We start from the raw sequence: 24824 nt of genomic DNA on the forward strand, positions 1-24824 counted from the left end.
ATCCCCAATCCCGAATCCCGAATTCCTGCAATGAAACTCTGGTCGATCCAAGGCAATTCGCAGAAGCTCGACGGTGGCGCGATGTTCGGCAACGCGCCCAAGGCGATGTGGCAGCAGTGGGCCGCGCCCGACGATAGCAACCGCATAGAACTGGCCTGCCGCGCATTGCTGGCGTGCCCGCTGGCCGGCAAGACGGTGCTGTTCGAGACCGGCGTCGGCGCGTTCTTCGCGCCGGCGCTGCGCGAACGCTACGGGATCCAGGAAGACCGCCACGTGCTGCTGGATTCGTTGCACGAGGCCGGCGTCGCGCATACCGACATCGACGTGGTGGTGCTGAGCCATCTGCACTTCGACCATGCCGGCGGGCTGTTGGCGCCATGGCGCGAGGGCGCTGCGCCGGAGCTGCTGTTCCCGAACGCGCGCTTCCTGGTCGGCGCGGCACACTGGCAGCGTGCGTTGCAGCCGCATCCGCGCGACCGCGCCAGCTTCATTCCCGAATTGCCCGGCCTGCTGCAGGCCAGCGGCCGCCTGGAGCTGGTCGACGGCGAATATTCGCGCGCCCTCGGCGAGGCGGTGCGCTTCCGTTTCAGCGACGGGCACACGCCGGGGCTGATGCTGGCCGAGATCGTCGGCGCGCAGCAGGTCGAGGGACAGGCGCATGGCGGCGTCGCGTTCTGCGCCGACCTGATCCCGGGGCGCTCCTGGGTGCATGTGCCGATCACGATGGGCTACGACCGCAACGCCGAACTGCTGATCGACGAGAAGCGCGCGTTTCTGGAGGACGCGCTGGCGCGCAACGTGCACCTGTTCTTTACCCACGACCCGGATTGCGCGCTGGCGCAACTGGCGCGCGACGGCAAGGGCCGTTTCGTCACCACGCACGAGGTGCCGTCGCTGCAGGCGCGGTCGCTGGCGGGCTAGGGTACCTCCCTCGATCGTGCCGACGCGCCGCAGGCACCGCGGCATTCCGGCTGGCGGCTGAAAGCCCACCGCGCGGCGCTTGCAGCCGTCATCGCGGCCGGCCAGTATCGGCGCATGAACCTGCCTACCGCCTTGCGTTGCTTGCTTCTCGCCTGCCTGGTCGTCGGTGGCTGCGCCTCGCGTTCCGAGGATGCCGCCATGTCGCCGATCCGGCTTAACCAGGTCGGCTACCTGCCGGCCGCCAGCAAGCTCGCGGTGGTGCCCGATGGCCACGGCGACGCCTTCGCGGTCGAACGCGCCGACTCGGGCAAGGTGGTGATGCGCGGCACGCTGGGGCCGGCGGCGACCTGGGCGCCGGCGCAGCAGACGGTGCGCATCGCCGACTTCTCCGCGCTGCGCGAACCGGGCCGCTATCGCCTGCGCGTGGACGGGCTGGCGCTATCGGACAGCTTCGCCATCGCCGCCGATGCCTACGATGGGGTGACGCGCGCGGCGCTGAAGGCCTACTACTTCAACCGTGCCAGCACCGCGCTGCCCGGCGAGTACGCCGGCCGCCACGCGCGTGCGGAAGGGCACCCCGACACCCACGTGCTGATCCACGCCTCGGCGGCCTCGCCCGGGCGCCCGACCGGCACCGTGATCTCCGCGCCGAAGGGCTGGTACGACGCCGGCGACTACAACAAGTACGTGGTCAATTCCGGCATCACCGTGTACACGCTGCTGGCCGCCTACGAACAATTCCCGGCCTACTTCGCCGCGCAGAAGGAAGGCATTCCGGATAGCGGCGGCGGCGTGCCCGACATCCTGCGCGAGGTCGACTGGAACCTGCAGTGGCTGCTGGCGATGCAGGATCCGGGCGACGGCGGGGTCTACCACAAGCTGACCAACCTGGATTTCGGCGGCATGCAGATGCCCGACCAGGCGCGCGCGCCGCGCTACGTGGTGCAGAAGAGCACCGCGGCCACGCTCGACTTCGCGGCGGTGATGGCCCAGGCCAGCCGCATCTACGCAACGTTCGACGACCGCTTCGACGGCGTGTCCAAGCGCATGCTGCAGGCCTCGCGCCGCGCCTGGGCCTGGGCGCAGGCGCATCCGGATGCGGTCTACCGGCAGCCTGCGGACGTGCACACCGGCGGCTACAACGACGACAAGTTCGACGACGAGTTCGCTTGGGCCGCCACCGAACTGTACCTGGCCACCGGCGAGGACGCGTTCTACGACGCGGCGCTGGCGCGCAACGTGCACGCCAGCGTGCCGAACTGGGGTTCGGTGGGCGGACTGGCGTGGATGTCGCTGGCGCAGCACCGCACGCGGCTGACCGCGCACGCGGACCAGGCGCGCATCGCGCAAGAGATCGACAGCGTGGCCACGCACCTGTTGCATGCCTGGCAGGGCTCGGGGTGGAAAGTGGCGATGGCCCCGGGCGACTTCCACTGGGGCAGCAACAGCACCGCGCTGAACCAGGCGATGCTGCTGCTGCAGGCCTACCAACTGCAACGCAAGCCGGAGTACCTGCAGGCCGCGCAGTCGCAGCTGGACTACGTGCTGGGACGCAATCCGCTGGGCATGTCGTTCGTGACCGGCATCGGCGCGCGTTCGCCGCTGCACATCCACCATCGCATCTCCATCGCCGACGGCGTCGCCATGCCGGTGCCGGGCCTGCTGGTCGGCGGTCCGCAGCCGGGCCAGCAGGACGCCAAGGAGTGCAAGCACGCCTACGCCTCGTCGCTGCCGGCGCTGTCCTACCTGGACCAGGAATGCAGCTACGCCAGCAACGAAGTGGCGATCAACTGGAACGCGCCACTGGTGTACGTGAGCGCAGCGCTGCAGAACCTGCAACGCTGAGCGCCGGCATCGCCCGCGGATGCCGGCGCTCAGTGGTGTCGGTGTCGGCGGGGTGCCGCGCGATGCATGGCGGCGCCCGATCGCGACGCGGCATCGGCAGGCGATCCAGGTCGCCCCAGGAACCGTGTGCATCGATTCCCGACCGCGTGCCGCTCAGTACTCGGTGAGGATCGGCCGGCCCAGGTTGTCCACGCCGACGCCCGGAGTCAGGTCGGCCAGCGCGTAGACCTCGTTCGGCTGCAATTGCTGCAGCAGCAGCTGGTAGGCGGCCGGCAGCGAGTTCTCCCAGTACGCCGTCTGCCCGAACACGATGCACGGCGCGCCCGGCTGCTGATCTTTGCCGGTGAGGCGCATCACCTCATCCACACTTTCGGCCGAGAACGGCGTGCCGTCGGCGCCGAACAACGACAGGTGCACGCCGATCAGGATGCCGTTGTTGTTGACCGCCACCCCGATGCACGAGGTGAAGGGGGTGAACTGCAACAGCGTGCCGGTGGTGGGGCCGGCTTCCAGCGAGACCGAGGCGAACTGGCGCTCGGCGATCTGTTGCGGGCTGCTCGCCTGCTCGAACTGGTAGGGCATGTCGTGCTCCTCTGCAATGGCGGCCATTCGCCGTCTCGGCAAGCTTGGCTGCGTCGGCCTGCGCGATAAATTCTTCCGAATGCGTAGCGCGCCAGCAACGGCGCAGCGCTACGCATTCGGTGCAATTCAAACCGCTTGCCGCCGATGCCAGCGTGGCCGCGATGCAATTCGCATCGAGCAGGGACATCGCCATGACACAGTGGAACTCGCAGTTCACGCAGATGGTGCGCAACAGCCATCCCGGCTACTGGGGCAACTGGGGTTTGAGCCCGGACATCGCGCCCGGCGCGGTCGGCATCGTCGATCCGCACAACGGCAGCTTCCGCCGCATCGCCGCGGCGTTGCCGGGCCTGGGCGAGGCGCAGTTGCGTCGGCAGCCGCTCAGCATCGACTGGAGCATGATGACCAGCGACGTGCGGCAGACGCGCGCGGCCGCGCAGCTGGACGGTTCGGTCACCGATCCGGAGACCGGGCTCAAGATCACCGCGGGCACCAAGGTCACCTGGAGCTTCGGCCGGCAGGGCTCGATGGTGTCGCAGTGCGCGCTGGAGGAAACGGTCGGGCTCAACGACCCGACCGCGCTGCTGACCCAGCACCTGGACTGGCTGCTGGCGCGCGCGCACGAGGCGGGCATGCAGCAGGGCCACGGCATCGCCCAGGGGTTCGGGGTGATCACCGACGTGCTGTACGCGCGCAGCGGGGTCAATGTGGCATCGCAGTCGGCCGACAACAGTTTCTCCATCACCGGCAACGCCGGCGCGGTGGACAAGATGCTCGGCCAGGTGCGCGGCCGCGGCTCGTTCGTCTCCACCAGCGCGCAGCGCAGCGTGGATCTGCACCTGTGGCCGAGCGAGGCCGGCCGGCTGGCCGACACGCAGGCGCCTCTGGCCTTCGCGTTCGCCTCGTTCGGCGAGCGCTTGCCGATGCCCAACTGGATCACCCATCTGGGCGCGTTCACCCTGATCCTGCGCAACAACCATGGCGGCACCTACATCGTCGATGCGCATCTGCAGTTCGACACGCCGCGCGGCGCGGAGCAGCGACGGGTGACGATCAGCGGCGGGCTGACCTCCACCATCGGCGACATTCCGCTGGATGCGAGCAACCTGCGCCTGGAGCTGGGGTTCCGCGGCATCCGCTCCACCGACCGCCGCCACTTCCATTGGCAGCGGCCGCTCGGCCAGTGGCTCAATGGCGTGCGCACCATCGATCTGTTCGGCGTCTGGCCCGGACAGACCCGCGCGGTGGACGTGGAAGGCAGGGTCGAGGCGCGTTGATCCGCGACGGACGCGCCGGCTTCGGCGCGTCCGTTTCATCCACGTGTTCCTGTCTGCGGCATCGGTTCCGAAATGCCAGGGGCATCAGCCCCTTGCGCGGACCGCGTCCTTGCACAGCCGCACGCGCGCCGCGCCTAACTCCCACGCATACCTGCGCGATCGGCGACTGCCGCGAGTGCCGCCTATGCGTTCCCGTTGTTGTCCTCGGCCAGACGCATCAGCGTCGCCATGTCGTGCACGTAGAGCGTGCGCATCGCGTTCTGGCGATGCTTTTCCACCGTGCGATGGCTGATCCGCAGTTGCCGCGCGATCTGCTTGCTGGTCTGGCCGCGGCAGAGTTCGCGCACGATCTCGCATTCGCGCGGCCGCAGCGTCTGCCACGGACCGTTGCCGATATCGGCCGCCGCCGTCGGGCGTGTGCGCAGCGCATGCGCGACCAGTTGCGCGGTGTGGTGGAAGCCGAGCTTGCTGCAGATATTGGCGCGGTGCTTGCGCACGGTCGATTCGCCGATCGCCAGCACGCGCGCGATCTGCCGGCAGCGCAGGCGCCGGCCGATCAGGTTCAGGACCTGGTTTTCCCTGCAGGTAAGCATCGCGCGGCTCCATCCCGGTGGCGCCCCTGCGATGGGGCGCTAAAGGGATGAACGCGCGCGCTGCCGCGTTGTGAGCTCAGCGGCTGGCGATGCGATTGCGGGCGGGCACGACGGTCTGCACTTGAGCATGCGCGGGGCGAAATCGGGCTAGGCCGCTGCTGGAGCCGGCTTCTTCTTCCTTGCGCTGTCCCAAGCGCGGCTGGGCCTATTCAATCGCGTCCTGCGCCGCGTGGCCTAACCCAACCGCCGTTCGACGCAGCACACAGCAGCGCCAGTCGATTGCCTGCTGGCCGCGATGCTGCCTACTGCAGGAGCGACGACACGACTTCAACCCACGCGGGTGCCGAAGATGCGGTCGCCGGCGTCGCCGAGGCCGGGCAGGATGTAGCCCTTGTCGTTGAGGTGGTCGTCGATCGCGGCGGTATAGACCTCAACGTCCGGATGCGCCGCTTCCAGCGCCTGCAGTCCTTCCGGCGCGGCGACCAGGAAGATGCCCTTGATCCGCCGCGCGCCGGCGCGCTTGAGCATGTCCACGGTGGCGATCAGGGTGCCGCCGGTGGCCAGCATCGGGTCCAGGATCAGCGCGTCGCGTTCTTCCAGGCGGCCGGTGAGGCGCTCGAAGTAGGGCACCGGCTGCAGCGTCTCCTCGTCGCGCTGCAGGCCGACAACGCTGACCCGCGCCGCTGGAATCAGCGCCAGCACGCCGGGCAGCATGCCCAGCCCCGCGCGCAGGATCGGCACCAGGGTGATCTTGGCGCCGGCGATGCGCTGCACCTGGGTGGGGCCGGCCCAGCCCTGCATCGTGTGCGTCTCCGTCTCCAGGTCGGCGGTGGCCTCGTAGCCGAGCAGGGTGCCCAGTTCGGTGACCAGTTCGCGGAAGCCCTTGGTGCTCAGCGCGGCATCGCGCAGCAGGCCGATCTTGTGCTGCACCAGCGGATGGCGGACTTCGACGATCTTCATGGGCGCGCTCGCAAGGGGGATGCGCACAGTGTGCCGCAGCCGGCGCGGCGGCGGCCAGGTATTCCGGTGCTGCTTGTCGTCCAGCGCGACCGCGAGATGCGCAGCGGGGCGAATCGGATCGGATCGGATCGCAACTACCCGGACGTCATGCCGATCGTGCGCAACCATGTGTCCACCAGCGCAGGCCACCGGGTGATCGGGAATTCGCTGGGACGCAGGCCGAAGGCATGGCCGCCGTGCGGATACAGATGCATTTCCACCGGAACGCCGGCGTTCTTCAAGGCGATGTAATAGACCAGCGACTGATTGATCCCGTCCACGCGGTCGTCTTCGGCCTGCAGCAGGAAGGTCGGCGGTGTCCGCTCGCCGACCGGCACATCCGGATTGAGTTCGAACTTGTCGTCGTCGATCCACAGGTGTCCCGGATACAGGGCCACAGCGAAATCCGGCCGGCAGCTCTGCTCGTCCGCCGCGTCGACGGCGGGGTAGAGCCGGCGCTCGAAATGCGTGCTGATCGCCGCCACCAGGTGCCCGCCCGCCGAGAAGCCCAGTACGCCGATCCGGTGCGGATCGATATGCCACTGCGCTGCGTTCTGGCGTACCAGGCCGATGCTGCGTTGCGCGTCCTGCAATGCCATGGGCGATTTCGGGTAGGGCCCCGACTGCGGCTGCTGCCTGTCGCCCGGCACGCGGTACTTCAGCAGCACGCAGGTGATGCCGCGCGAGGTGAGCCAATCGCACACTTCGGTCCCTTCCAGGTCCATCGCCAGCACCCAGTAACCGCCGCCGGGGAAGACGACGACGGCCGCTCCGGTGTTGTGTCCCTTCGGCGCATAGACCGTCATCGTCGGGCGCGAGACGCGCTCGGCGGCTGTCCATGGTTTTCCGGCCACCTTATTGCGCGTCGTCACGAACTCCGTGCCCGGCAATGGCTGTGCGTCGGGCGGCGTTCCGGGCCATATCGGGACTTGCACGTGTCCGGGCGCTGGTTCCCAAGCTGCGGCGCGCACACCCGGCGCCAACGATGCAAACAGCGCGGCAAGCGCGATGGCGATGGATTTCATGCGTCCCCTTGGCAGCCGAAGTGAAACAACCGGGGGAATGCTAGCTGCCAGCGCGGCGGCGGTCGAATCGGCCGCATGAAGCCGTGCTAGCGGGAACTCACTGCGCCAGGCGATAGAGCAGGAATGCGGCCAGTACCAGCAGCGCCCAGCATGCCAGGCCCAGGATCATCACTGCATCGTCGCTGGCGATCAGGCTGCCGCTGGCGTTGCGATAGAGCAACGGTTGGCCGTGGCGGCGCTTGCCGGGCCGGCGCGGTAGCTGGTCGCGGCGGGCTTCGGCACGGATCCAGCCCAGCGACAGCACCGGTAGCAGCATGCGGCCGCTCCAGTAGCCGAACAGCTGCAGGACGAGTTCGAACAGCGGCCGGGCGAACGCCTCGGCCAGTTCCTGCAGCATGCGCCAGCCGGCCTCAGGCGGCTGCGGCCTGCGCCAGGCGCGGGCCTTCGCGCAGCGCGCGGCCGATCAGCCCGACCAGCAGGTCCAGTTCGTCGCTGTCCATCGCGAAATGCGGGGTGAAGCGCAGCGAGTTCTCGCCGCCGTGGATCACGTTGACCCCGTGCTGGCGCAGCCATTCCTCGGTGGAGCCGGCGCCGTAGCACTTGAACTGCGGGGCCAGCGCGCAGGAGAACAGCAGGCCGGTGCCCTGCACCTGGGTGATCAGCCCGCCGAGCTCGCTCTTGAGCTTCTCCAGTTTCTGCACCGCCTCGGCGCCGCGCGCGCGGATGTTGGCGCGCACCTGCGGGGTCAGCTGCGCCAGGGTGGCGCTGGCCACGTCCAGCGCGCGCGGGTTGCTGGTCATGGTGTTGCCGTAGGTGCCCTTGCGGTACAGCTGCGCGGCGTGCTCGGTCACCGCCAGCACCGACAGCGGGTACTGCGCGGCGTTGAGCGCCTTGGAATAGGTTTCCATGTCCGGCGCGTCGAGCTGTTCGAAGCCGGGGTAGTCCACCACCGACAGCACGCCGTGGGCGCGCAGCCCGGCCTGGATCGAATCGACCAGCAGCAGGCTGCCGTGGGCGCGGGTCAGCTCGCGCGCGGCGGCGTAGAACGCCGGCGGCAGCGCACGGCCCGGGTCGCCTTCGCCCATCACCGGCTCCAGGAACACCGCCTCGACGAACCAGCCGTTGTGCTCGGCATCGGCGAAGGCGCGGCGCAAGGCGTCCACGTCGTAGGGCGCGATCGCGATCACCGAATCCTCGCCGCGATAGCTGGCCAGGTGCTGCACGTAGGCCTTGCGGCTGGAATCGGAATACAGCCCCGGACGGTCGGTACGGCCGTGGAAGCTGCCCTTGACCACGATGCGCTTGATCCGGGCGCCGGCGTGGCGCGCGCCCGGGTCGGTCTGCAGCTTGGCGTTGATGTCGGCGATGCGCGCGGCCAGGCCCACCGCTTCGGAGCCGGAGTTGAGGCACATGAACTTGCTGTACGGACAGGCGCCGCGCTGCTGGCCGATCTCTGCGCGCAGCGCGCGCTCGAAGCGCAGCTGCGACAGGCTTGGGGTCATCACGTTGGCCATCGCCTGCGGCCGCGCCATCGCCTCCAGCACCGCCTCCGGAGTGTGGCCGAAGCCGAGCATGCCGTAGCCGCCGGCGTCGTACAGCACCGCGCCCTTCAGCGTGACCACCCACGGGCCGCGCGCGGCGAGCGCCACGTACGGGGTCACCGCGTCGTCGGCGTAGAAGTTGACGAAGCCGGCCTGCAGCGCGCGGATCTGCTCGATCTCGTCCAGTTCGAGCAGGTCGGCGAACTCCGCGGCCAGGCGCGGATGGTCCGCCGCGGCGGCATCGAGCGCGGCGGCTAGCTGCGGGTGCGAGGCGGCCAGGCGTTCGATGCTGGCATCGTCCAGGCCGGCGGTCAGGCGTTCGCCGGCATGGGCGCGCAGCGGGGCGAGGGGGCCGAGTACGGTCATGCGGGATCTCCTGGAGGCGGGGCGTTCAGCGATAGGCCTTCTATTATCGGGACCGGATCGTCGGTTGGCAGAGTTGATTTGTGCAGGAAATCGGATAATTTCGTCGATTCGACGAAATCCGGCCACGCATGAAGATCACTTCCTCCGACGAACGCCTGCTCTCGCTGCTGCGCGAGGACGCCCGCGCCTCCACCGCGCAGATCGCCCGCAAGCTTGGCCTGTCGCGCACCACCGTGCAGAGCCGGATCGAGCGGCTGGAGCGCGAAGGCGTGATCTGCGGCTATACGGTGCGCACCCGGGACGACTTCGAGCAGGGCCACATCCGTGCGCACATCCTGATTACCGTGCTGCCGAAGAAGATGACCTCGGTGGTCAAGGCGCTGCGCGAGATCGACGAGGTCCGCGTGCTGCATTCGGTCAGCGGCTCCTACGACCTGATCGCGCTGGGCGTGGTGCCCGGGGTCAACGACATGGACGTGCTGACCGACCGCATCGGCGCGGTCGACGGGGTGGAGCGCACGACCTCGTCGATCATCTTGTCGACCAAGTTTGAGCGGTGAGGGGCCGGGATTGGCGATTCGGGACTAGGGATTGGGTAAAGCGGAGCCAGGCGCTGCGCTTTTTGCGAATCCCTAATCCCGAATCCCCAATCCCGGCCCTCCAGCTACAATGACCGGCCACCTGCACTGTGATACGCCGGCCTTGAAGAAGTCCGATTTCCGCTACGAGCTGCCCGAGGAACTGATCGCGCAGGCGCCGCTGGCCGAACGTTCCGCCAGCCGCCTGCTGCTGGTGCCGCCGGCACCGGCGCCGTTCGCCGACCGCCAGGTGCGCGATCTGCCCGAGCTGCTGCAGCCGGGCGATCTGCTGGTGTTCAACGACACCCGGGTGATCCCGGCGCGGCTGTTCGGCAACAAGAGCAGCGGCGGCCGCGTGGAGATCCTGATCGAGCGCCTGCTCGGCGCCCAGCGTGCGCGTGCGCAGCTGGGCGTGAGCAAGTCGCCCAAGGCCGGCGCGCGCATCGCCCTGGATGCCGGCGGCGAGGCCGAGGTGCTTGACCGCGACGGCGAGTTCTATGTGCTGCACTTCAACGTGCCCGACACGCTGGAGGCGTGGCTGCAACAGGCCGGGCGCCTGCCGTTGCCGCCGTACATCCGCCGCGAGCCCGGGCTGGACGACCGCGAGCGCTACCAGACCGTGTTCGCGCGCGAGGCCGGCGCGGTCGCCGCGCCGACCGCCGGCCTGCATTTCGATGCGCCGTTGCTGCAGGCGCTGCAGGCGCGCGGCGTGAGCGTCGGCCATGTCACCTTGCACGTGGGCGCAGGCACCTTCCAGCCGGTGCGGGTGGAGGCGCTCGCGCAGCACGTGATGCACCGCGAATGGCTCAACGTCGGCGCCAGCCTGGTCGAGCAGGTACGGCGCACGCGCGCCGCCGGCGGCCGCGTGATCGCGGTCGGGACCACGGTGGTGCGCGCGCTGGAGAGCGCGTCGAAGGACGGCGAACTGCATCCGTTCGCCGGCGAGACGCAGATCTTCATCCTGCCCGGCTACCGCATCCGCAGCGTCGATGCGATGGTCACCAACTTCCACCTGCCGGAAAGCACGCTGTTGATGATGGTCTCCGCCTTCGCCGGCCGCGAGCGCATCTTCGACGCGTACCGGCATGCGATCGAACAGCGCTACCGCTTCTTCAGCTACGGCGATGCGATGCTGTTGTGGGGCCGGGATTCGGGAGTGGGGATTGGGGATTCGTAGAAGCACTCCCTTACCCGTCACCGCCCGTGCGTTTGCCAATCCCGAATCCCGACTCTCGAATCCCGGCCTTTCAATGTCCCGATTGCAGTTTCAGCTAGACACCACCGACGGCGCCGCTCGCCGCGGGCGCCTGACCTTCCCGCGCGGTACGGTGGAAACCCCGGCGTTCATGCCGGTCGGTACCTACGGTTCGGTCAAGGGCGTGCTGCCCGAGCAGATCAAGGCGCTGGGCGCGCAGATCATCCTCGGCAATACTTTCCACCTGTACCTGCGGCCGGGCCTGGACGTGATCGGCGACCACGGCGGGCTGCACGGCTTCGCGCGCTGGGACGGGCCGATCCTTACCGATTCGGGCGGTTTCCAGGTGTTCTCGCTGGCGCATCGGCGCAAGATCAGCGAGCAGGGGGTGACCTTCGCCTCGCCGACCGATGGCGCCAAGGTGTTCCTGGGTCCGGAGGAGAGCATGCGGATCCAGAAGGTGCTCGACTCGGACATCGTGATGATCTTCGACGAGTGCACCCCGTACCCGGCCACCGAGGACGTCGCGCGCCGCTCGATGGAGCTGAGCCTGCGCTGGGCGCAGCGCTCGCGCGATGCGCACGACGGCCTGGACAACGATGCGGCGCTGTTCGGCATCGTCCAGGGCGGCGTGCATGCGGACCTGCGCACCCGCTCGATCGAGGGCCTGCAGGCGATCGGCTTCGACGGCTACGCGATCGGCGGGCTGGCGGTGGGCGAGCCGGAGCACGAGCGCAACGCGATGCTCGAACACCTGCATCCGCAGCTGCCGGCCGACCGGCCGCGCTACCTGATGGGGGTAGGGCGGCCGGAGGACCTGGTCGAGGGCGTGGCCCGCGGCGTGGACATGTTCGACTGTGTGATGCCGACCCGCAACGCGCGCAATGGCCACTATTTCACCTCGTTCGGCACCGTGCGCATCCGCAACGCCCGCTACGAGCGCGACCTGGCGCCGATCGAGCCGGGCTGCGGCTGCCATGCCTGCAGCGGCGGCTATACCCGCTCCTACCTGCGCCACCTGGACCGCTGCAACGAGATGCTGGCGCCGATGCTGGGCACCCTGCACAACCTCTGGTACTACCAGAAACTGATGGCCGACATGCGCGCAGCGATCGCCTCGGGAACCTTTGCCCAGTTCCGGCGGTCCTTTTATGCGGCGCGCGGGGCGGAAGCCACACCGCTGCCCTCGGAGCAGGGATAAAGCCCCTCTCCCGTCGGGAGAGGGGTTGGGGTGAGGGTACGGGGCGCAGCCTCGCGAGCATCGAAGGCGCATGAGGCTGCGCCCGTACCCTCATCCGCCGCTGCGCGGCACCTTCCCCCGAGAAGGGGGCCATGGTCCCGAGGGAAGAAGGGAGGGCGCGACGGTCGTTCCGGGGGCAAGGGGAGATCGTGGCATAATCGGCGGCTGCTTGCCGCCTCCGGCGACAAACCAGCGGTCCGTGCCCTCAACGGCGACGGGCTGCCCAAACCATAGGACACACCGATGAACCCGCTCGATTTCCTGATTCCCGTGGCCCAGGCGCAGACCGCCGGCGCCGCTCCTGCCGCTGGCGGCGGCATGCAGATGTTCCTGCTGCCGATCATCCTGATCGCGGTGATGTATTTCGTGATGATCCGCCCGCAGATGAAGCGGCAGAAGGAGCACAAGTCGATGCTGGACAAACTCGGTCGCGGCGACGAGGTCATCACTTCCGGCGGCGTGGCCGGCGTGGTCACCGACATCGGCGACAACTTCATCACCGTGGAAATCGCCGACAACGTGCGCATCCGCGTGCAGAAGGGCGCCATAGGCAACGTGCTGCCCAAGGGCACGCTGAAGTCCGCCTGATTCATTTCTCTTACTGCTAGGCGCGGCGCCGGCGTGGCGTCGCGCGGGGTCCTGCAATGCTCGAGTTTCCGCGCTGGAAGTATTTCCTCATCCTGATCGTGCTGGCGTTCAGTGCGTTGTACGCGCTGCCCAACGTCTACCAGAAGGACCCTTCGGTACAGATCACCGCCAGCCGCGGCGGCCAGCTCGACGAGGCCCTGCGCGAGCGGGTCAGCGCCGAGCTGAAGGCGGCCGGGATCACTCCCAAGTCGGTGGTCAAGGAGGGCGATAGCCTGATGGTGCGCCTGCCGAGCCTGCAGGCGCAGACCCGCGCCAACGACATCCTGCGCCAGCAGGTGGGCGAGAACTACACGGTGGCGCTGAACCTGGCCTCGACCGTGCCGCAGTGGCTGTCGGCGATCGGCGGCAAGCCGATGGTGCTGGGCCTGGACCTGGTCGGCGGCGTGCACTTCGCGCTGCAGGTGGACCAGAAGGCGGCGCTGGACAAGCGCCTGGATGCCTTCGCCGAGGACATCCGCACCACGCTGCGCGACAGCCGCATTCCCTACCGCTCGGTCGAGCGTCGTGCCGACAACAGCATCCAGGTCGGGCTGGGCGAGGGCGCCGACGTCAATGCCGCGCGCGCCGCGCTGAGCAAGGCGCAGCCGACCCTGAGCTATGCCGTGTCCGGGCAGACCATCGCGGTCGGCGTGCCCGATGCCGAGCTCAAGCAGATCGCCGCCGGCGCGATCGAGCAGAACCTGACCACGCTGCGCAACCGCGTCAACCAGTTGGGCGTGGCCGAGCCGATCATCCAGCGCCAGGGCGAGGACCGCATCGTGGTCGAGCTGCCGGGCGTGCAGGACACCGCCGAGGCCAAGCGCATGATCGGCGCCACCGCCACGCTGGAGTTCCGTGGCGTGGTCGAAGGCAACGCCGAGGACGCGGTGCGCACCGGCAACATCCCGCCGGAAGCCAAGGTGTTCCGCCTGCGCGACAGCGGCGCCCCGGTGCTGCTCAACAAGCGCGTGCTGGTGTCCGGCGACCAGATGGTCGGCGCGGTAGTCAGCAACGACCAGAACGGGCTGCCGGCGGTGTCGGTCACGCTCAACAACGTCGCCGGCCAGCGCATGTTCGACTACACCAGCGCCAACACCGGCAAGCTGATGTCGGTGGTCTACATCGAGCGCATCCCGACCGTGAGCATGGTCGACGGCAAGGAAGTGCGCAGCGTGCGGGTCAAGGAAGAGGCCCTGGCGCCGACCCGCATCGCCGGCGTGTTCGGCAAGAACTTCCAGACCACCGGCCTGGAGAAGGTCGAGGCCGAGAACCTGGCCAAGCTGCTGCGCGCCGGTTCGCTGGCCGCGCCGATGGACTTCGTCGAGGAATACGTGATCGGCCCGAGCCTGGGTGCGGAGAACGTCGAGCGCGGCGTCACCGCGGTGCTGTACGCGTTCCTGTTCACCCTGGTGTTCTTCGGCGTGTACTACCGCATGTTCGGCGCGATCACCTCGGTGGCGCTGCTGATGAACCTGCTAATCGTGGTTTCGGTGATGTCGCTGTTCGGCGCCACCATGACCTTGCCCGGCTTCGCCGGCCTGGCCCTGTCGGTCGGCCTGTCGGTGGACGCCAACGTGCTGATCAACGAGCGTATCCGCGAGGAACTGCGGCAGGGCATGCCGCCGAAGTCGGCGATCGTCGCCGGCTACGAGAAGGCGGGCGGCACCATCCTCGACGCCAACCTCACCGGCCTGATCGTCGGCGTGGCCCTGTACGCGTTCGGGACCGGCCCGCTGAAGGGCTTCGCGCTGACCATGATCATCGGCATCTTCGCCTCGATGTTCACCGCGATCACCGTGTCGCGCGCGCTGGCGACGCTGATCTACAGTCGTCGCAAGAAGCTCAAGTCGCTGGCGATCTGAGCCGCACGCGCATCCTTCGCAAGACCCTGCGCAGCGTTGCGCAGGGGATGAAAAATGCGAGTCCTTCGCAAGAGCCCGCATATCCATGTGCGGGGGGCGAAAATGCGAGTCCCTCGCAAGAGCCCGCACCTCCATGTGCGGGGTCCAAATTATTGAAGAGCATGTCTCCATGAAAATCTTCCCGCTTCATCTGATCCCGAACGACACCAAGATCGACTTCATGCGTTGGCGGCGTCCGACCCTGGTGCTGATGCTGGTGCTGGCGGTGGCCTCGCTCGGGGTGATCTTCGCCAAGGGCTTCAACTACGCGTTGGAGTTCACCGGCGGCGCGCTGGTGCAGACCAGTTTCCAGAAGCCGGTGGACATCGACCATGTGCGCGCGCAGCTGGCCACCGCCGGCTTCGAGAACGCGCAGGTGCAGAACGTCGGCAGCGGCAACGAGATCGTGATCCGCCTGCAACCGCAGGGCGAGCACAACAACGAAGACGTGACCAAGAACCTCGCCGAGCAGGTGCGCAAGGCAGTGAGCACGGCGGAGAACCCGGCGACGGTGAAGCCGGGCGAATTCGTCGGCCCGCAGGTCGGCAAGGACCTGGCGCTGAACGGCGTCTACGCGACCGTGTTCATGCTGGTCGGCTTCCTGATCTACATCGGCTTCCGCTTCGAGTGGAAGTTCGCGGTGGTGGCCAGCCTGACCGCGCTGTTCGACCTGTTGGTGACGGTGGCCTACATCTCGCTCACCGGCCGCGAGTTCGACCTGACCGTGCTGGCCGGCCTGCTGTCGGTGATGGGCTTTGCGATCAACGACATCATCGTGGTGTTCGACCGCGTGCGCGAGAACTTCCGCAGCCTGCGCGTGGAGCCGGTGGAAGTGCTGAACCGCTCGATCAACCAGACCCTGTCGCGCACCGTGATCACCGCGGTGATGTTCTTCCTGTCGGCGCTGGCGCTGTACCTGTACGGCGGCAACTCGATGGAAGGCCTGGCGCTGACCCACATGATCGGCGCGATCATCGTGGTGGTGTCCTCGGTGATCGTGGCGGTGCCGCTGCTGTCGATCGGCCCGTTCCAGGTCACCAAGCAGGACCTGCTGCCCAAGACCAAGGACGTCGAGGCGTTGGCGCGCAGGCCCTGAGGGGCCGGGATTCGGGATTGGGGATTGGGGATTCGCAAAAGCGGGTTCCCGGTTCTGCAACGAAAAAGCCGCGCATCTGCGCGGCTTTTTCGTTCTGGGAAGAGGAGGGGATCAGCGATGGGATGCCGCTCTTGCGAATCCCCAATCCCCAATCCCGAATCCCGGCCCATCAAAACTTCGCGTCGAACTCCGCCGCATACCCGGTGTTGACGATCAGCTTCTGCAGCGCGTCGCTGACCTTGATGTTGCCGGCCACGATCTGGTACTGCGGGGTGCCGCGGTCGTCGATGCGGCCCGGGGTGGCGCCCTTGAAGTCGGTGATGCGGCCGCCGGCCTCGCGTACCAGCAGCACGCCGGCGGCGATGTCCCAGGCTTTCACCCCGGCTTCGAAGTAGGCGTCGGTGCGGCCGCAGGCCACGTAGGCCAGGTCCAGCGCGGCCGAGCCGGTGCGGCGGATGTCCTCGGCCTGCACCATCAGCGCGTCCACGCACTTGAGCTGGGCGCTGGTGCGCTTGCGCTCGCGCGGGGCGAAGCCGGTGTTGACCATCGCCCCGTTCAGTTCCTTGCGCTCGCTGACGCGGATGCGGCGGTCGTTGAGCACCGCGCCGTTGCCGCGGCTGGCGGTGAACAGCTCGTTGCGCAGCGGATCGAAGATCACCGCGTCGATCGGCTCGCCGTTTTCGACCAGGGCGATCGACACGCAGTAATGCGGGAAGCCGCGCAGGTAGTTGCTGGTGCCGTCGAGCGGGTCGATCACCCACATGTAGCGGCCGCCGCCCTGCACGCCGCCTTCCTCGCCCATCACCCCGTAATCGGGGTAGGCGCGGCGCAGTTCCTTGACGATCACCTTCTCCGCGTCGGCATCGACTTCGCTGGCGTAGTCCATGCGGTCCTTCTGCACCACGTTCAGCGCTTCCAGCCGGTTGATATGGCGCAACAGCACATTGCCGGCGAGGCGGGCGGCCTTGACCATGACGGTGACGGCGGGTTTTTGCATGGCAACGGCTCCCGAGAGGGCGGAGAAGGATCTGGCGGAGGAAAAGAACAGTCCGGCGCGAAGACCGGCCGCGCAGTTTACCATCTACGCCCCGTTCGCTCCGCATCTTCCTGCCATGACCGCTTCTGCCCACATCCGCTTCGTTCTGGTCGGTACCCAGCACCCCGGCAATATCGGCGCGGCGGCGCGGGCGATGAAGACCATGGGCCAGGCGCGGCTGGTGCTGGTGGCGCCGGAGCGCGCGCTCGACGAGGACGGCTACCGGCGCTCGGCCGGCGCCGAGGACGTGCTGCAGCAGGCGCCGGTGCTGGCCACCCTGGCCGAGGCGGTGGCCGACTGCCAACTGGTGCTCGGTTGCACCGCGCGCAGTCGGCGGGTGTCGCTGGAAGAACTGCTGCCGGCGGACGGCGCGCAACGCCTGGTGACTGCGGCCGCCGAGCAGGCCGAGGTGGCGCTGGTGTTCGGGCGCGAGCGCACCGGCCTGACCAACGAGGAACTGCAGCTGTGCCACGCGGCGGTGCACATTCCCTCCGATCCCGCGTTCAGTTCGCTCAACCTGGCTGCGGCGGTGCAGGTGCTGGCCTACGAACTGCGCCTGGCGCTGCTGCGCGGCGAGGCGGCGCAGCCGGCCGCCGCCGCCGAACCCGGGTTCCGCGAGGCGCCGGCCAGCCATGCGCAGTTGGAAGGCCTGTTCGGGCAGTTGGCCGACACCCTGGACGACATCGACTTCCACAAGGGCCGCGCGCCGGATTCGGCGATGCGCAAGCTGCGCCGGCTGTTCCTGCGCAACGCGCTGACCGAGCAGGAAGTGCGGTTGCTGCGCGGCATTCTGTCCGATGCGCAGCGCATGGCGCGGCTGGCGGGACAGGCGCGAAGCTAGTTTCGGGACCCGGGACTCGGGACTCGGCAAAGCAGGGATTCCGGTCATCGGCGACGGATCGCTTGGCGCAACGCACAGCAAGCTCTCTCCCTTGCCGGGGCATGATCGCCCCGAATCCCCAATCCCAAATCCCCACTCCCGGCCTCACCAGCTGTCGCCGGCTGACGCTTTCGGCTAGGCTTATAGCCTCTACATGGGGAATGTGGTTTGCAAAACTCGCGGTGGCGTTTCGTCATGGTGTGGCTGGCGCTGGCGATCTGCTGGCCTGGGCTGGCGCACGCGCGTCCGACGGTGCTGGTCCTGGGCCGCATCAGCGACAATCCCAAGGCCCACTACGAGCAGCTGAAGCCGTTGCTGGACTACGTGGTGCCGCGCATGCGCGACGTCGGCATCACCTCTGGGCAGATCCTGATGGCCCGCGACAGCCAGCAGATGAGCAGCTACCTGCGCCGCGGTCGCGTCGACTGGGTCACCGAGACCGCGGCCACCGCGATGGCGCTGCAACAGCGCGGCGGGGTGCGGCCGCTGCTGCTGACCGAGCGCAGCGGCGTGCGCGACTACCACACCGTGTTCTTCGTGCGCCGCGATGGGCCGGTGCACAGCCTGCACGACCTGCAGGGCCGCACCCTGGCGTTGCAGAGCACCTTGTCCACCAGCGCCTACCTGGTGCCGATGATGACCCTGTTCGAGCACGATCTGCATCCGGAGATCCTGCTCTCGCCGAAAGACCAGGCCTCGGCGAACACGGTCGGCTACGTGTTCGCGCGCTCCGAGCTCAACATCGCCTCCTACGTGCACAAGCACCTGGTGGACGCCGGCGCGCTGAGCAACCTGGACTGGGACGACGACCGCCGCGTGCCGCCGGCGTTCCGCCGCGATTTCCGGGTGATCTACCGCACCGAGCCGTTCCCGCGCGCGGTGGAGATGGTGCGCAGCGACCTGGCCTCGCCGGTGGAGGCGCGCTTGCGCGAGGTGTTGCTGGAAGCCGCCGACGACCCGCAGGGCAGCGCCGCGCTGCACAAGTTCTTCGGCACCTCCGGCTTCTACCCGGTGGATCGGGCCTCGCAGAAGCGGCTGGACCAGCTGCGTGCCGGCGTTGCGCAGGTCAAGCTGGAAGTCGAATGAAGAGGCTGCGTTTCGGGTTGCAGGCCAGGTTCCTGCTGGCGATGGGCGTGGCCGCGTTGCTGATCATGGCGATCCTGGGGTTGATGCTGGAGCGGCAGGCGGCGATGCAGAACGAGGTGCGCACGCTCAGCGGCAACGTCATCCACGGCCTGTTCGACCGCAGCATGCGTACCCGCGGCGAAACCCTGGCGCGGCAGCTGTCCGATTCGCTGGCCAATCCGGTGTACTACTCGGACCTGGACGCGATCGGTACCCAGGTGCGCGCGGCGCTGGGCTACGTGGCGGTGGCCTACGTGCTGGTGTACGACGCCGAAGGGCGCCTGATCCACGACGGCAGCGACGATCTGCCCGGCTACGGCCAGCGCATGCGCGGCCCGATGGCCGATGCGGCGATCAAGGCCAACGGCCTGCTGGCGCAGGAGTCCGACGAGATCCTGGACGTGTCGATGCCTATCATGATCGGCGACCAGCGCGTGGGCGGGGTGCGTGTGGGCATGTCCTGGACGCGGGCGCTGGTCTACGAGCGCAAGGCCGGCGAGAACCTGGCGCAACGCCTGGACGCGCTGAGCAAGCGCCACCTGGGCTGGCTGTTGCTGCTGCTGGCGGCGCTGGGGCTGACCGCGGTGATGGTGGCGATCTACGTGCAGCGCACGCTGGTGGCGCCGGTGCGCTGGCTGGCCGCGGCCGCGCGCCAGATCGAGGCCGGCGACTACGTGGTGGAGCGCCGCGACAGCGGCCGCCACGACGAGGTCAGCGAACTGCTGCGCGCGTTCGGGCGCATGAGCGAGGCGATCGCCCGCCACGACCGCGACGTGCGCCACATGGCGTATACCGATGCCCTGACCGGGCTGACCAACCGGCTCGCGTTCCGCGAGGCGCTGGACCACCGCATGCTGTCGGCACGCGCCTCGCACCGGCGCCTGGCGCTGCTGTTCGCCGACATCGACGACTTCAAGCGGATCAACGACACTCTCGGCCACGAGGCCGGCGACGAGGCGCTGCTGCAGTTCGCGCGGCGCATCCAACTGGCGGTGGATCAGCTGGGCGGGCATGACGCGCTGCTGGCGCGCTTCGGCGGCGACGAGTTCGTGATCCTGGTCGAGGACGAGCACGTGGTGCAGGTCGCCACCGGCCTGGCCGAGCGCCTGGTGCAGGAGTTGCGCGAGCCGCTGCGGATCCAGGACCGCGAGGTGTTCATGGGCACCTCGATCGGCATCACCGTCTATCCCGGCGATGCCGAGGACGCCTCGGCGCTGTTGAAGAACGGCGACATCGCGATGTACCAGGCCAAGCTGGCCGGCAAGAACTGCCACCGCTTCTACAGCCGCGCGATGGACTATGCGGTGGAGCGGCGCGTGCACATGGAGCACGAGTTGCGCGGCGCCTGGGACCGCGACGAGCTGAAGCTGGTGTACCAGCCGATCTTCCGCACCCTGGACCGGCGCATGGTCGGCGTGGAAGTGCTGTTGCGCTGGCAGCATCCGGCGCTGGGCACGATCTCGCCGACGGTGTTCATCGACGTGGCCGAGCAGAGCGGGCTGATCGAGAGCATCGGCCCCAAGGTGCTGCGCGCGGCCTGCATGGAGGCCACGCAATGGCAGCGCTTCGACGGCAGCCGCGACCTGTTCGTGTCGGTCAACGTGTCGCCGCGGCAGCTGCGCAGCGGCGATCTGCCGGAAATCGTCGCCGACTGCCTGCGCGAATCCGGGCTGCCGGCCGCGCAGCTGCACCTTGAACTGACCGAGACCGCGGTGATCGGCGACGAGCTGCAGGCCGCGAGCATGCTGGCGCGGCTGCACCGCACCGGGGTCAAGGTGTGGCTGGACGATTTCGGCACCGGCTTCTCCGGGCTGAGCCACCTGCGCCAGGTGCCGGTGGACGGGGTCAAGATCGACAAGAGCTTCGTCGCCGACCTGCAGCGCGACCCCGACGACCTGGCCCTGACCACCGCGATCATCGCCATGGCGCATTCGCTGGGCATCACCGTGGTCGCCGAGGGCATCGAGCAGGAAGTGCAGTTCGAACTGCTGCGCGAGCGCGGCTGCGAACTGGGGCAGGGCTTCTGGCTCAGCCATCCGCTCAGCGCTGCCGAGTTCCGGCAACTGCTCGCCAACGAGGGCATGCCACGCGACTAGGCGCGGTCCCGATTCCCACGAGCGCGCCCGTTTTTTTGTAGGAGCGGCTTCAGCCGCGACAGACATCGTCGGTAACGCCCGTCGCGGCTGAAGCCGCTCCTACAAAAGGCGGTGCATTATCGCGTCACGTCTGGAGTCGACACCCCGGCCTCGCTCTGCCGCACCGGTTGCATGCTGCCGTCCGGGTTGTAATGCAGGTACTCCACCGTCACCGCACGCCGGCCGATGGCGCCGTTCAAGTCGCCGATCGCCAAAGTCGCGTTGTGCAGGAACAGGTACCAGTGCCGCTTGAACTCGACGATGCCCGGATGGATGGTGAAGCTGTACTTGCCCGAGCCGGTCAGTTCGCCGCGATAGGTCCACGGCCCGGTGATGGCGGGCGCGGTCGCATAGGACACGTGTTCATCGCGCTGTGTAGCCCGGTCCAGCGAGGCATAGGTCAGGTAATACAGATCGCCGCGCTTGTGCAGCCACGGGCCTTCCTCGAAATGCGGCGGGGTGATCTCGCGGATCGGGCCGTCGAGTTCGATCATGTTGGGCTTGAGCTTGGCCAGGTAGCACTGGCGGTTGCCCCAGGCGATCCAAGTGGTGCCGTCGTCGTCGGTCAGCACGGTCGGGTCGATGTCTTCCCAGCTGTGCGTGCCCTTCGGCGTCATTTCGTTGGTGACCAGCGCCGAGCCGCGCGCGTCCACGAACGGGCCGGTCGGCGTGTCCGCCACCGCCACCGCGATCGCCTTGCCCGGATGCGTGGCGTCGTGCTCCACCGCCGCGTAGAAATAGAACTTGCCGTTCTTTTCTATCGCCTGGGATGCCCACGCATCCTGCTTGGCCCATTTGAAATCCTTGACGTTCATGATCGGGGCGTGGGCGGTCCAGGTCTTCATGTCCTTGGTCGAATACACCAGCCACTCGCGCATGGTGAACATCTCGTCGCGCTGCGCCTCGTCGTGGCCGACGTACAGATACAGCGTGTCGCCGACCACCAGCGGCGCGGGGTCGGCGGTGAAGGTGTCGCGGACGATCGGGTTGGAGCCGGCGGCCGGGATCGGCTCCGCCGCGACCGCTGCGCTTGCGGCCGCGGCAAGCAGCGCCACGAGTCCGAAACGGCAGCGCCGGCGGCGCCAGGTCTTGGTCAAGGCATTCATCGAGGTCCCTTTGAGAGCTGGGATTTGGGGATTCGGGATTGGGGATTCGGAGAAGCGAAAGCCGGTAAGCCCCCCCATTAGAGACGCCATTTGCGCCCTTTTAGGCTATCGCGCACTGGAACCCGCTTTTCCGAATCCCCAATCCCGAATCCCCAATCCCAGCTCTTCCAGGATATCGCGCACCGGAACCCGCTTTTCCGAATCCCCAATCCCAAATCCCGAATCCCGGCCCCTCAGAGCGCGCGCTTGCCGGTATCGCCAGGGATCTCGCGCACCAGCTTCGGCACCAGATACCCGGACAGCCGCGCGGCCAGGGCCTGGTGCAGCGCACGCGCGGTGGCGTCGTCCACTTCGAAATGGGCCACGCCTTCGACCTTGTCCAATTGGTGCAGGTAGTAGGGCAGCACGCCGGCGGCGAAACTGCGCTCGCTCAGGGCGGCCAGCGCGGCGACGCTGTCGTTGACCCCGCGCAGCAGCACCGCCTGGTTCAGCAGTTGCGCGCCGGTGCCGCGTAGCTGCGCCAGCGCGGCATCTACGCTGGCGTCGAATTCGTTGGCGTGGTTGGCGTGGATCACGAACGCCACCGGCCACGGCAGCGCGCGCAGCCAGGCCAGCAGCGGCGCATCGACGCGCTCGGGCAGCACCACCGGCAGGCGGCTATGGATGCGCAGGCGTTTGAGATGTGGAATGGCCGCCAGCGCCTCGGTCAGTTCGACCAGCTTGGAGGTGGCCAGCGACAGCGGGTCGCCGCCGGACAGGATCGCTTCGTCGATATCCGGATCGGCGGCGACCGCCGCCACCGCCTCGCGCCAGCCGTCGCGCGCGGCGGTTTCCTCGGCATACGGGAAGTGGCGGCGGAAGCAGTAGCGGCAGTGCACCGCGCAGCTGCCGGTGGCGACCAGCAGCGCGCGTCCGCGGTATTTCTGGATCACCCCGTCGGCCTTCTTGGCCGCCGCGTCGCCGACCGCGTCCAGCGCGAAGCCCGGCACCCGGCGCAGTTCGGCGTCGATCGGCAGCACCTGGCGCAACAGCGGATCGTGCGCGTCGCCATGGCGCATGCGCGCCACGAAGCCGCGCGGCACGCGCAGCGCGAACTGCGTCGCAGCCTGTTCGGAGACGCCGAGCGCCTGCGGATCCAGCCCCAGCAGCGCCAGCAACTCGCGCGGGTCGCGCACGGCATCGCGCCACAGCTGCTGCCAGCGCGGCGCGGCCAGGACGGCGGGGGACGGGGACGGCTGCATCGGGCGGGGGGCTGCGGTTATCATATGCGGTCATAAAACGAGTGCCCGCCGGTTGCGGCGGGGCTTTCCATTCTATCCGGCCGGCCGCCGAACGCGGCGGGTTTGCCTTACCCGAGGAGTTTCAGATGGCCAGCTACGGCATGAACGACGTCAAGAACGGGATGAAGATCCTGGTCAACAGCGAGCCCGCGATCATCACCGATACCGAATACGTCAAGCCGGGCAAGGGCCAGGCCTTCACCCGCATCAAGTACCGCTTCATCAAGTCCGGGCGCGTGGTCGAACTGACCATGAAGGCGACCGACAGCCTGGAAGCGGCCGACGTGGTCGATACCAACATGCAGTACCTGTACACCGACGGCGAGTACTGGCACTTCATGCAGCAGGAAACCTTCGAGCAGGTGCAGGCCGACAAGACCGGCGTCGGCGACGCCGCCAAGTGGATCAAGGGCGAGGAGGATTGCGTGGTGACGCTGTGGAACGGCACCCCGATCCAGGTCACCCCGCCGAACTTCGTCGAACTGAAGATCGTCGAAACCGACCCCGGCGTGCGCGGCGACACCTCCGGCGGCGGCGGCAAGCCGGCCACGCTGGAAACCGGCGCGGTGGTGCGGGTACCGCTATTCGTCGGCCAGGACGAAATCATCAAGGTCGATACGCGCTCGGGCGAGTACTTCTCGCGCGTCAAGTAAGCCGACGGCCCGCGCGCCCGGGCGGCACGTGGCCGCCCGCCGCCAGCGGCTGCGGTGGACGGTAGCCGGTCGCATGCGTTCGCCGCGTGCGGCCGCCATGCCCATGCAATGCCGAATCGCCGTGCGGCGAGCGCGGCCGATCCGTTTCCAGGAATTCCCGCGACCATGAGCCACGCCGACAGCGCCGACGCCAAGTACCCGCACGACCGCGTCGTGTTCTTCAGCGATGCGGTGTTCGCCATCGCCATCACCTTGCTGGCGGTGGAGATCAAGGTGCCGGGGCATGCCCAGGTCGAGGCCGCCGGCGGCATCCTGGCCGCGCTGGACCGGATGCTGCCGCTGTTCATCGGCTTCGCGGTCAGCTTCCTGGTCACCGCGTTGTTCTGGAAGTCGCACCTGCAGCTGTGCCGGCATATCCGCCAGTTCGACGACCGGCTGATCTGGCTCAACGTGCTGCAACTGCTGCTGATCGGCCTGCTGCCGTTTTCGACTGCGCTGTATTCGGACTATTTCGGCAGCCACCAGGCGTTCGCGGTGTACTGCGCGCATCTGGCCGCGATCGGTGCGGCCGCCTACCTGATGCATGCCTACGCGGTGCGCAAGGAAGGCCTGGTGCAGCGGCTGGGCGCGCTGCAGGCGCGGGCGATGACGCTGCGCGTGGCGGTCGCGCCGGTGGTGTTCGCGCTGTGCATCCCGCTGGCGATGGTCGCTCCGGTACTCGGGCGGCTGGGCTTCGTGGCGGTGTTCGTGCTGCAGTGGGTGGTGATGCGCGTGTACCGGCGGCGCATCCTGCAGGCCGCCGCGGCGACTTGATTCTTTCCTT

Annotated in this window: 23 protein-coding genes; 14 read left to right on the top strand and 9 right to left on the bottom strand. The window is 68.3% G+C overall.

Going from position 1 to position 24824, the window contains the following annotated elements; translation table 11 throughout:
• The first annotated feature begins 30 nt into the window (after positions 1-30).
• The gene (locus HEP75_RS09605; protein WP_185826264.1) at positions 31-921 is read left to right on the top strand and encodes an MBL fold metallo-hydrolase; all 891 of its coding nucleotides are present in this window, start codon (positions 31-33) and stop codon (positions 919-921) included.
• Between the two features lie 114 nt (positions 922-1035).
• Positions 1036-2766, top strand: a complete 1731-nt coding sequence (locus tag HEP75_RS09610) for a glycoside hydrolase family 9 protein (RefSeq protein ID WP_185826265.1) — start codon at positions 1036-1038, stop codon at positions 2764-2766.
• A 153-nt stretch (positions 2767-2919) separates the two neighbouring features.
• On the opposite strand, the gene HEP75_RS09615 is transcribed toward HEP75_RS09610, so the two are convergent.
• Positions 2920-3348 carry a hypothetical protein gene (locus HEP75_RS09615; protein ID WP_185826266.1) on the bottom strand — a complete coding sequence of 143 codons (429 nt, stop codon included), beginning with the start codon at positions 3346-3348 and terminating at the stop codon, positions 2920-2922.
• Positions 3349-3539: 191 nt separating this feature from the next.
• On the opposite strand from HEP75_RS09615, the gene HEP75_RS09620 reads away from it, so the two are divergent.
• Positions 3540-4625, top strand: a complete 1086-nt coding sequence (locus tag HEP75_RS09620; RefSeq protein WP_185826267.1) for a hypothetical protein — start codon at positions 3540-3542, stop codon at positions 4623-4625.
• 182 nt (positions 4626-4807) lie between these two features.
• Here the strand turns inward: HEP75_RS09620 and HEP75_RS09625 are convergent, their stop codons facing one another.
• The 5 genes from HEP75_RS09625 to HEP75_RS09645 all read right to left on the bottom strand — a co-directional run bounded on the left by HEP75_RS09625 (position 4808) and on the right by HEP75_RS09645 (position 9149).
• Positions 4808-5218 carry a LuxR C-terminal-related transcriptional regulator gene (locus tag HEP75_RS09625; RefSeq protein WP_185820418.1) on the bottom strand — a complete coding sequence of 137 codons (411 nt, stop codon included), beginning with the start codon at positions 5216-5218 and terminating at the stop codon, positions 4808-4810.
• Positions 5219-5545: 327 nt separating this feature from the next.
• On the bottom strand, positions 5546-6178 hold the full coding sequence (gene upp / locus HEP75_RS09630; RefSeq protein WP_185820417.1) for a uracil phosphoribosyltransferase: 633 nt from the start codon (positions 6176-6178) through the stop codon (positions 5546-5548).
• Positions 6179-6312: 134 nt separating this feature from the next.
• Positions 6313-7242: an alpha/beta hydrolase gene (locus tag HEP75_RS09635; RefSeq protein WP_185826268.1), complete on the bottom strand. Its 930-nt coding sequence runs from the start codon at positions 7240-7242 to the stop codon at positions 6313-6315.
• 97 nt (positions 7243-7339) lie between these two features.
• Positions 7340-7639, bottom strand: coding sequence for a hypothetical protein (locus HEP75_RS09640; protein ID WP_185826269.1), 300 nt, complete (start codon positions 7637-7639; stop codon positions 7340-7342).
• Between the two features lie 13 nt (positions 7640-7652).
• Positions 7653-9149 (bottom strand): aminotransferase class III-fold pyridoxal phosphate-dependent enzyme, encoded by a 1497-nt coding sequence (locus HEP75_RS09645; protein WP_185826270.1) that lies wholly within the window; start codon positions 9147-9149, stop codon positions 7653-7655.
• 128 nt (positions 9150-9277) lie between these two features.
• Between HEP75_RS09645 and HEP75_RS09650 the strand changes: the two genes are divergently transcribed.
• The 6 genes from HEP75_RS09650 (at position 9278) to secF (ending at position 15786) form a co-directional block, all read left to right on the top strand.
• Positions 9278-9709, top strand: coding sequence for an Lrp/AsnC family transcriptional regulator (locus HEP75_RS09650; protein WP_053837440.1), 432 nt, complete (start codon positions 9278-9280; stop codon positions 9707-9709).
• A 142-nt stretch (positions 9710-9851) separates the two neighbouring features.
• Positions 9852-10904 carry a tRNA preQ1(34) S-adenosylmethionine ribosyltransferase-isomerase QueA gene (queA, locus tag HEP75_RS09655; protein ID WP_185826551.1) on the top strand — a complete coding sequence of 351 codons (1053 nt, stop codon included), beginning with the start codon at positions 9852-9854 and terminating at the stop codon, positions 10902-10904.
• 73 nt (positions 10905-10977) lie between these two features.
• Complete coding sequence (gene tgt / locus HEP75_RS09660; RefSeq protein ID WP_185826271.1) at positions 10978-12123, top strand: tRNA guanosine(34) transglycosylase Tgt; 1146 nt, start codon at positions 10978-10980, stop codon at positions 12121-12123.
• Positions 12124-12405: 282 nt separating this feature from the next.
• Complete coding sequence (yajC, locus tag HEP75_RS09665) at positions 12406-12750, top strand: preprotein translocase subunit YajC (RefSeq protein WP_145700623.1); 345 nt, start codon at positions 12406-12408, stop codon at positions 12748-12750.
• A gap of 56 nt (positions 12751-12806) precedes the next feature.
• Positions 12807-14651, top strand: a complete 1845-nt coding sequence (gene secD, locus HEP75_RS09670) for a protein translocase subunit SecD (protein ID WP_185826272.1) — start codon at positions 12807-12809, stop codon at positions 14649-14651.
• A 169-nt stretch (positions 14652-14820) separates the two neighbouring features.
• Positions 14821-15786 (top strand): protein translocase subunit SecF, encoded by a 966-nt coding sequence (gene secF / locus HEP75_RS09675; protein ID WP_185820410.1) that lies wholly within the window; start codon positions 14821-14823, stop codon positions 15784-15786.
• 169 nt (positions 15787-15955) lie between these two features.
• Here the strand turns inward: secF and HEP75_RS09680 are convergent, their stop codons facing one another.
• Positions 15956-16783 carry an inositol monophosphatase family protein gene (locus HEP75_RS09680; RefSeq protein ID WP_185813211.1) on the bottom strand — a complete coding sequence of 276 codons (828 nt, stop codon included), beginning with the start codon at positions 16781-16783 and terminating at the stop codon, positions 15956-15958.
• A gap of 115 nt (positions 16784-16898) precedes the next feature.
• Between HEP75_RS09680 and HEP75_RS09685 the strand changes: the two genes are divergently transcribed.
• From HEP75_RS09685 to HEP75_RS09695, 3 genes are all read left to right on the top strand, one after another.
• Positions 16899-17663 carry an RNA methyltransferase gene (locus HEP75_RS09685; protein ID WP_185826273.1) on the top strand — a complete coding sequence of 255 codons (765 nt, stop codon included), beginning with the start codon at positions 16899-16901 and terminating at the stop codon, positions 17661-17663.
• Positions 17664-17897: 234 nt separating this feature from the next.
• On the top strand, positions 17898-18788 hold the full coding sequence (locus HEP75_RS09690) for a phosphate/phosphite/phosphonate ABC transporter substrate-binding protein (protein ID WP_185826552.1): 891 nt from the start codon (positions 17898-17900) through the stop codon (positions 18786-18788).
• Positions 18785-20923 (top strand): EAL domain-containing protein, encoded by a 2139-nt coding sequence (locus tag HEP75_RS09695; RefSeq protein ID WP_185826274.1) that lies wholly within the window; start codon positions 18785-18787, stop codon positions 20921-20923. Before HEP75_RS09690 ends, HEP75_RS09695 begins: the two co-directional genes overlap by 4 nt.
• 116 nt (positions 20924-21039) lie before the next feature.
• On the opposite strand, the gene HEP75_RS09700 is transcribed toward HEP75_RS09695, so the two are convergent.
• Both HEP75_RS09700 and epmB read right to left on the bottom strand, forming a co-directional pair.
• Positions 21040-22068 (bottom strand): glycoside hydrolase family 43 protein, encoded by a 1029-nt coding sequence (locus tag HEP75_RS09700; protein WP_185826275.1) that lies wholly within the window; start codon positions 22066-22068, stop codon positions 21040-21042.
• A gap of 233 nt (positions 22069-22301) precedes the next feature.
• Positions 22302-23333, bottom strand: coding sequence for an EF-P beta-lysylation protein EpmB (epmB, locus tag HEP75_RS09705; RefSeq protein WP_185826276.1), 1032 nt, complete (start codon positions 23331-23333; stop codon positions 22302-22304).
• Positions 23334-23434: 101 nt separating this feature from the next.
• Here epmB and efp point away from each other — a divergent pair, with 101 nt between their 5' ends.
• Together efp and HEP75_RS09715 are read left to right on the top strand one after the other, a co-directional pair.
• On the top strand, positions 23435-24001 hold the full coding sequence (gene efp / locus HEP75_RS09710) for an elongation factor P (RefSeq protein WP_003466096.1): 567 nt from the start codon (positions 23435-23437) through the stop codon (positions 23999-24001).
• Positions 24002-24166: 165 nt separating this feature from the next.
• A complete protein-coding gene (locus tag HEP75_RS09715; RefSeq protein ID WP_185826277.1) occupies positions 24167-24814 on the top strand; it encodes a TMEM175 family protein in 648 nt (215 codons plus the stop codon).
• The last annotated feature ends 10 nt before the right edge of the window (positions 24815-24824 follow it).

The sequence above is a fragment of the Xanthomonas sp. SI genome (genome assembly GCF_014236855.1).
Lineage (GTDB): Bacteria > Pseudomonadota > Gammaproteobacteria > Xanthomonadales > Xanthomonadaceae > Xanthomonas_A.